5 protein-coding genes and 1 pseudogene are annotated in these 7,295 nt (G+C 63.5%); 2 read left to right on the top strand and 4 right to left on the bottom strand.

Translation table 11 applies throughout. The features are described 5' to 3' along the window. A partial coding sequence (locus JOY90_RS07335) for an NF038122 family metalloprotease (RefSeq protein ID WP_291690481.1) occupies nt 1-1,647 on the bottom strand: 1,647 nt, incomplete at its 3' end. A 293-nt stretch (nt 1,648-1,940) separates the two neighbouring features. Here JOY90_RS07335 and JOY90_RS07340 point away from each other — a divergent pair. Together JOY90_RS07340 and JOY90_RS07345 are read left to right on the top strand one after the other, a co-directional pair. Further along, nucleotides 1,941-3,131 (top strand): CaiB/BaiF CoA-transferase family protein, encoded by a 1,191-nt coding sequence (locus JOY90_RS07340; RefSeq protein WP_291690482.1) that lies wholly within the window; start codon nt 1,941-1,943, stop codon nt 3,129-3,131. A gap of 245 nt (nt 3,132-3,376) precedes the next feature. After that, entirely contained in the window at nt 3,377-4,495 is a 1,119-nt protein-coding gene (locus JOY90_RS07345; RefSeq protein ID WP_291690483.1) for a TAXI family TRAP transporter solute-binding subunit, read from the top strand. Between the two features lie 12 nt (nt 4,496-4,507). Here the strand turns inward: JOY90_RS07345 and JOY90_RS07350 are convergent, their stop codons facing one another. The 3 genes and pseudogenes from JOY90_RS07350 to JOY90_RS07360 form a co-directional block, all read right to left on the bottom strand. Further along, on the bottom strand, nt 4,508-6,025 hold the full coding sequence (locus JOY90_RS07350) for a tripartite tricarboxylate transporter permease (RefSeq protein WP_291690484.1): 1,518 nt from the start codon (nt 6,023-6,025) through the stop codon (nt 4,508-4,510). Nucleotides 6,026-6,201: 176 nt separating this feature from the next. Next, nucleotides 6,202-6,747: a tripartite tricarboxylate transporter TctB family protein gene (locus JOY90_RS07355; protein ID WP_291690485.1), complete on the bottom strand. Its 546-nt coding sequence runs from the start codon at nt 6,745-6,747 to the stop codon at nt 6,202-6,204. Nucleotides 6,748-6,940: 193 nt separating this feature from the next. Next, a pseudogene (locus JOY90_RS07360) lies at nt 6,941-7,295 on the bottom strand (tripartite tricarboxylate transporter substrate binding protein); the annotation flags it as partial.

A 7,295-nucleotide genomic window follows, 5' to 3' on the forward strand; every position in this document is an offset into this window, starting at 1 on the left:
ATCCTGTTGGAAACTCGGCTCAAGCTGTTCGAGCGCTGGGCTGTTGCCCGATCCGGGCCCAAACAGAATGTTGGTGAAGTTGCCGTTACTGTCGGTCGCCCAGACCGTGTACTGTCCGGTGCTCGTGTCTTTCCAGGCGACCTCATAGCCGCCTGTGATCGCTTCGACCCCGATGGGCGCGATACTTCCAAACTGGCCCACCGTGACCGGAGTGCCGCTCAACTTCAGCTCCGGCCCCGTTCCGCCGGCGGCGGGATTGAGGAAATAGTTGCTGCCCAGCTGCGCCAGCTTGGTGGATCCAAATGCCTCGATCACCGTCATAGATACGCCGATCGTGCCGTCGCCGTTCAGATCCTGTTGGAAACTCGTCTCCAGCTGTTCGAGCGCTGGGCTGTTGCCCGATCCGGGCCCGTACAGAATGTTGGTGAAGTTGCCGTTACTGTCGGTCGCCCAGACCGTGTACTGACCGTTGCTCGTGTCTTTCCAGGCGACCTCATATCCGCCCGTGATCGCTTCGACCCCGATGGGCGCGATACTTCCAAACTGGCCGGCCGCGACCGGGGTCCCGCTCAATTTCAGCTCCGGACCGAGCCCGGTCGTGATCGTCGTCAGGAAGTAGTTGTTGGCGAGCTTGACCAGGCTGGTCGCACCGGCCGCCTCGATAGTCGTGTTCAGCGACGAGTTGATCTGGTAGCCGAGCGCGTCGAGCTGCTTGAGGTCGACGCCGGTCAGCGATTGCAGCGTGTTGTTCGAATAGAATTCGTTGAAGGGGTCGTTCGATCCCTGGACGCCGCCGTTGAGAAAGTCGCTCGCATCCGACGTCTGGCCATAGGCGGCGAGCCTGGTGTTGCCGCCGTCGAGCGAGAAATAGGCCGCCGGCGCGCTGCTGTCGCCGTCGAGGAGCGGCTGGCCGGGGCTCGTATAGCGGAAGAAATCGAAGATGTCCGGATACGGACTGGAATAGGTCGGGTTGCTCGACACGCCGTAGGGCACGCGGCCGATCGCGTGGGTAAGCTCGTGCAGCGCGACGCCGACCAGGAGATTCGGATTGATGTCGGTGGCGAAGGTGGCGCTGCCGTCGATGCCCGTGTAGTCGGACGGCATCGCCAAGCCCCACAGCTTGAGCTGGGCGTCCCAGACTGCCACGTAGGGCTGGCCATCGAACGTGGTCCCGCTTGGCAGCACGTTGAACGTCTTGTCGCCCGCCGTCGCGTGGCTCACGAGGTCGGCTCGGACCGTCGAATAATTGACGTAGAGGCCGCCTTCCGGACCGCCAGCCGCGCCGCCGCCGACGCCGCTGTAATCGATCGCGATGTTGACCGTGATCGGATCGGCGATGGTCGCAGCGAGGATCGCCGCGGCTTGCTGAATGCCCGCGCGAAAACTCGCAGGCGCCGCCATCGCGGCCGCATCGAATTCGAGATTGATGGTGATCCCGCCGCCGGTCATCGCGATCACCGAGCCGGGACCGCCGGGCCCGTTGTTGGCCGAATTGGCCTCAATGGTTTCATCCGGCACCAGGACCGGACCAGGCCCTGCGGGATCTGGCCCCTGCGACTGGGAGAAATTGAAATAAAATGCACCCTGGTCGCCGCCGGACAGGTCGTCCCAGGAATGAAGCGGGTCGGCTCCGGATTTTGCGGTCATCGTTCAGCTCCGTCGAAAAACAAGAGGCTGCCGTCCGGCCAAGCGCTACGAGGGGTCCGAAGCAAATCAGTCAGCGAAAAACTGCACGTCTCATTAGCCCAGCGCTGGGTTATTCCAAGATTAATTTTCGGTGCCTCCGCCCGCAAAATCACCGGGGGCGACGTTCCGGCGACCACGCGCGCGACGGGACGCCGCCAATCCGGCCGTGGCATTCCTGCTGCGCGCCTTGCACTATTGAATTTGCGACAATTTTGACCCATCAAATCAAACTCCCTCTTTCCGGAGCCGTCCGAATGCCGTTTCCGCGTGCCTCGCAAGCCCTGTCCCGCTTCACCGTGCTTGACCTGACCCGGGTGCGCGCCGGCCCGACCTGCGTGCGGCAGCTTGCCGATTGGGGCGCCAATGTCATCAAGGTCGACGCATTGCTGGAGGATGGCGGGGAGCAGATGGGCGGGCCCCGCCGCGGCTTCGATTTCCAGAACTTGCACCGCAACAAGCGGGCGATCGCGCTCAACCTGAAGGACCCGAAAGGCCGCGAGGTGTTCATGCGACTCGTCGAGAAGGCCGACGTCGTGGTCGAGAACTATCGGCCCGACGTCAAGGCCAAGCTCGGCGTCGACTATGAGAGTGTGCGCAAGGTCAATCCGCGCATCGTCTATGGCAGCATTTCCGGCTTCGGGCAGGACGGTCCCTATCAGAAGCGCCCCGGCTTCGACCAGATCGCGCAGGGCATGGGCGGGCTGATGTCGATCACCGGCGCGCCGGGCGAGGGCCCGATGCGGGTCGGCATTCCCGTGGCCGACCTCACCGCCGGGCTGTTCTGCGCGCTCGGCATCCTGACCGCGTTATTGGAGCGCGACGTCTCCGGCGAGGGCCAGTGGGTGCAGACTTCGTTGCTGCAGGCGCAGATCTTCATGCTGGATTTCCAGGCCGCGCGCTGGCTGATGGACAAGGAGGTGGCCCAGCAGGCCGGCAACGACCACCCGACCTCGATTCCGACCGGTGTGTTCAAGACCGCCGACGGCTACCTCAACATCGCCACCACGGGGGGGCGGATCTGGGAGCGCTTCGCGCAGACCGTCGGCGCGCCGGAATTCCTCACCGACCCCGACTATGCCGATGCGCCCTCGCGCTCCAAGAACCGCAAGGCGCTGAACGCGGCGATCGGCAAGTTGACCGAAAAGAAGTCCACCGAGGCCTGGGTCAACGAGTTCAACGCCGCCGGCGTGCCCTGCGGCCCGATCTATTCCATCGACCAGGTGTTCGCCGACGAGCAGGTCGAGCATCTCGGCATGGCCCAGCACGTGCCGAACGACGAGAACCGCCACATCTGCCTGGTCGGCCAGCCCGTCACGCTGTCGCGCACCCCGAGCACGATGGCGGCCCGGCCGCCGGATTTCGGCGAGCAGACCGAGGAGGTGCTGGCCGAGTTCGGCTTCGGCACCGAGGAGATCGCCGAGTTGCGCCGGCGCAAGGTGGTGTGAAGCCGGACCAGCTTCGATGGTGCAGCAAAAAGCCCGGCTCGCCGGGCTTTTTTCGCGCTCCGCAATCCATGATTGCACACACGGCGCGATCACGATCGAGTGACCGAGCGCAAGCGAACTGCGGTGGATTTTTGGCATCGCCTCTCAGGTCCCGAAATTTAAAATTGCCATTTGTCTCTGTCAGCCAAGCCGCTGCTGCTGTACGGTGAACTTAATGAGGCCGAATAAAAGCAAGAGTATGCGTGATGCGTGGCCCGGTTTTGTTGAGCGTGCTTGCGGTGTCATTGGCTGTGACGGCAGCGTCAACAACCTCAGTCTTCTCTCAGACCCCCCAAAGCGGACGTGCCACGACGGCAGTCGTCGTCGGCGAAGGAAACAAGATCCAGGAATCCAATGAGTGGACGGTCGGCATCGCCGGCGGGCTGCTCGAAGGTACCAACATCCGGTTCGCCGCCGAAATGGCCAAGGTCCTGGATGACCGGCCCAATTTGCGCGTGCTGCCGATGGTGACCTACGGGGCGCTCGGCAACGTGGAGGACCTGCTCTATCTCAAGGGCGTCGACATCACCATCACTTCGGCCGACGTGCTTGACGACTATGTCCGCAACGGAACGCTCACGCGCATCAAGGAGCGGATTCGCTACCTCTGCTCGTTCTATATCAACGAGATGCACGTCTATGTCCGTCCCGAGATCAGGACGCTGGAAGATCTCGCGGGCAAGAAGGTCAGCTTCAACACCGTGGGCAGCGCGGCGAACCTGACGGGCGGCATCGTGTTCGATCGCCTGCACATCAATGCGGAGAAAGTCTTCATCAACAACTCGGTGGCGCTCGAAAAGATGAGAACCGGCGAGATCGCCGGCATCGTCCATGTCACGGGCAAACCGACCGATCTTTTCACGAAGTTCAAGCCTGAGCCGGGATTCCACTTCCTGGAGGTACCGTACTCCAAGCTCTTGCAGGACTACTACGTTCCGACCGAGCTGACCTCGAAGGACTATCCCAATCTGATCCCGCCCGGCGAATCCATCGAAACCATCGGAGTGCCGCAGGTGCTGGCGGTGTACAACTGGCCTGCCAATACGGCCCGGTATCGCCGCGTCGCCCGCTTCGTGCAGTATTTCTTCGACCGGTTCGGCCAGTTCAAGAAGCCGCCGTTCCATCCGAAATGGAACGAGATCAATCTGGCCTCCTCGCTCCCCGGCTGGACCCGATTCAAGGCTGCCGAGGAGCTGCTGGCAGCGTCACCCGCTGCAAGCGGTGCGCATTTCCAATTGGACACGCCCCGATCGGCTCAAGAACAAAGCCGCCACGATCTCGATCAGTTCCGCAACTGGTCGGAGACGAATCCTCCCCGGAGATGAACCGGCCCCTGATCATCCCGGCACTTTCGCAGGATGCCATCGCCTGCCGATACGCTCCCAGGTGCCGCTGATCAGCGGCCAGAACAACAGCACGATCGCAAGCGTCGTGATCGACCCGACGAGATAGTTCGACCAGAACACGCGCATATCGCCGCCGGAGCCGATCATGGACAGGCGAAAGGCGTCCTCGGCGCGGTTGCCGAGCACGAGCGCCAGCGTGAACGGCGCCAGGGGGATGCCGATCTTCTTGAAGACATAGCCGGCGATGCCGAAACCGAGCATCAGCCAGATGTCGAACATCGCGTTCTGGATCGCATAGGCGCCGATCGCGCAGGAGACCACGATCATCGGCGCCACCGCCGCGAACGGCACCCGGAGGATCGAGGCGAACACCGGCACCGTGGTCAGCACCAGCGCCAGGCCGACGATGTTGCCGAGATACATCGAGGCGATCAGGCCCCAGACGAAATCCTTGTGCTCGACGAACAGCAGCGGCCCTGGATTGAGGCCCCACACCATCAGTCCGCCGAGCAGGATCGCCGCGGTGCCGGAGCCGGGAATGCCGAGCGCCAGCATCGGCAGTAGCGCCGAGGTACCGGAGGCGTGCGCCGCCGTCTCCGGCGCGAACACGCCTTCGATGCGGCCTTTGCCAAAACTGTCCGGCTCCTTGGCGAAGCGTTTGGCGAGATTGTAGCCCATGAAGGAGGCGGCGATCGCGCCGCCCGGCGTGATGCCGAGCCAGCAGCCGATGAAGGAGGAGCGCAGCAGCGTCACCCAGTACTTTGGCAGGTCCTTCCACACCGAGAGCACGACGCGCAGCGAGATCGCGGCGGCATGGCCGCGCAACGCCAGCCGCTCCTCCATCGTAAGCAGGATCTCGCTGATGCCGAACAGGCCGATCACCGCAACCAGGAAGTTGATGCCGCGCAACAATTCGCCGGAGCCGAAGGTCATGCGGAGCTGCCCGGACACCGTGTCCATGCCGACGCCGGCGAGCAGCAGGCCGAGCGACATCGAGATTACCGTCTTGTGCTTGGCCTCGCGGCCGAGGCCGACGAAGGAGCAGAAGGTCAACAGATACACGGCGAAGAATTCCGGCGGCCCGAACTTCAGCGCGAAGGACGAGATCAGCGGCGCCAGGAAGGTGATCAGCAGCACCGCGACCAGCGAGCCGACGAAGGAGGAGGTGAAGGCCGCGGTCAGCGCCTCGGCCGCCCTGCCCTGCTGCGCCATCGGGTAGCCGTCGAAGGTGGTCGCGACCGACCAGGCTTCGCCGGGAATGTTGAACAGGATCGAGGTGATGGCGCCGCCGAACAGCGCGCCCCAATAGATGCAGGACAGCATCACGATGGCCGAGGTCGGATCCATGGTGAAGGTGAGCGGCAGCAGGATCGCGACCCCATTGGGGCCGCCGAGCCCCGGCAGCACGCCGACGAACACGCCGAGCACGAGCCCGAGCATCATCAGTGCGAGCGTCTTCCAGGTCAGCAGGACGGCAAAGCCGTGCAGCAGGAGACCGAAGGCTTCCATCAGCGCACCGCCACGAACACGGAATCGCAGGGTGGGCTAGGCTTTTGGCGAAGCGGCCAGCGAAGGCGAAAGCGTGCCCACCATTCAGGGCAATGGCGCCGATGGAGGGTAGGCATAGCGCTGCGCGCCTTGGCCCACCCTGCGGACCGCAATGACGGATACGTCATGACAACTCGCTAATAGCCGAAGGCTGCTTCCAGTGGCCCTTTCGGCATGATGACGTCGAAGGCGATGTCGAAGGTCACGAACATCGCCGCAGTGAACAGGAAGGCGGTCAGCAGCGATTTCCACCACGCGATCCTGCCGATGAGGCGCATGAAGCCGGCGATCAACAGGAAGCTCGCGACATAGAGCCCGAGGAACTGCGTCGCCAGGCAGAACAACAAGGTCGGCACGAACACCGCCATCACCCGGCGCGCCTGCGCGCGGGTGACGAAGACCTCCGCGGCCTCGCGGCCCGACAGCAGCGCGGCGACGAGGCCGTAGAGGCTGGCGCCGGCCAAGACCAGCGCGAGATAGAACGGGAAATAGCCGGCCTGAGGCCCGGCCGAATCCCAGGAGATGCCGGTGCGCCAGTTGTCGTAGCCGAGGATGACCGCCAGCACGAGCAGCAGCAGCGAGGTCGTGGCATCGACCACACGGTTGCTCACGACCGCCGGCGAATCGGCCTCCGGCGCGGTCGGATCATCGACGACGATTTCGAGTTCTTCGGATTGGGACATCATTGAATAGAAGGCTTGAGGTTGCTCACCTTTCCCCGCGCGCAGGGAGAGGTCGGATGGCATCGCAAGATGCAATCCGGGTGAGAGGGAACAGCTCTAGCTAGCGGCTCCCACCACCCGAGCGTCTGCCCCTCACCCCAACCCTCCCCCTATAGAACGAGGCGAGGGAGCGCAAGAGCTCGGCAACATAACCTCACTTCGCGACGAAGCCGGCTTCGGTCATCAGCTGCTTGTTGAGCGCGTCGTCCTCCTCCAGGAATTGCAGCATGTCGCGGCCGGTCAGAAAGATCGGCTTCAGCGCCTGCTTCTCCATGTAGTCCTTGTACTCCGCCGTCTGGGTGACCTTCTGGAACAGGTCGACATAGAACGCCTGCTGCTCCGCCGTCACCTTGCCGGGCAGGAAGATCGCGCGCAGCATCAGATATTGGACGTCCAACCCCTCCTCCTTGCAGGTCGGGATGTCGTGCCAGGACTGCGTCTCGGTGACCTTGGCCGTGTATGAAATCCGCTCCTTGTCGAACACGCAGAGCGGACGCACCTGGCCGGCG

Source organism: Bradyrhizobium sp. (genome assembly GCF_019242285.1).
GTDB lineage: Bacteria > Pseudomonadota > Alphaproteobacteria > Rhizobiales > Xanthobacteraceae > Bradyrhizobium.

Coding starts and splice junctions, on each gene's coding strand:
- JOY90_RS07350 (WP_291690484.1), bottom strand. CDS start 6,025: ATGGAAGCCTTCGGTCTCCTGCTGCACGGCTTTGCCGTCCTGCTGACC.
- JOY90_RS07355 (WP_291690485.1), bottom strand. CDS start 6,747: ATGTCCCAATCCGAAGAACTCGAAATCGTCGTCGATGATCCGACCGCG.
- JOY90_RS07345 (WP_291690483.1), top strand. CDS start 3,377: ATGCGTGGCCCGGTTTTGTTGAGCGTGCTTGCGGTGTCATTGGCTGTG.
- JOY90_RS07340 (WP_291690482.1), top strand. CDS start 1,941: ATGCCGTTTCCGCGTGCCTCGCAAGCCCTGTCCCGCTTCACCGTGCTT.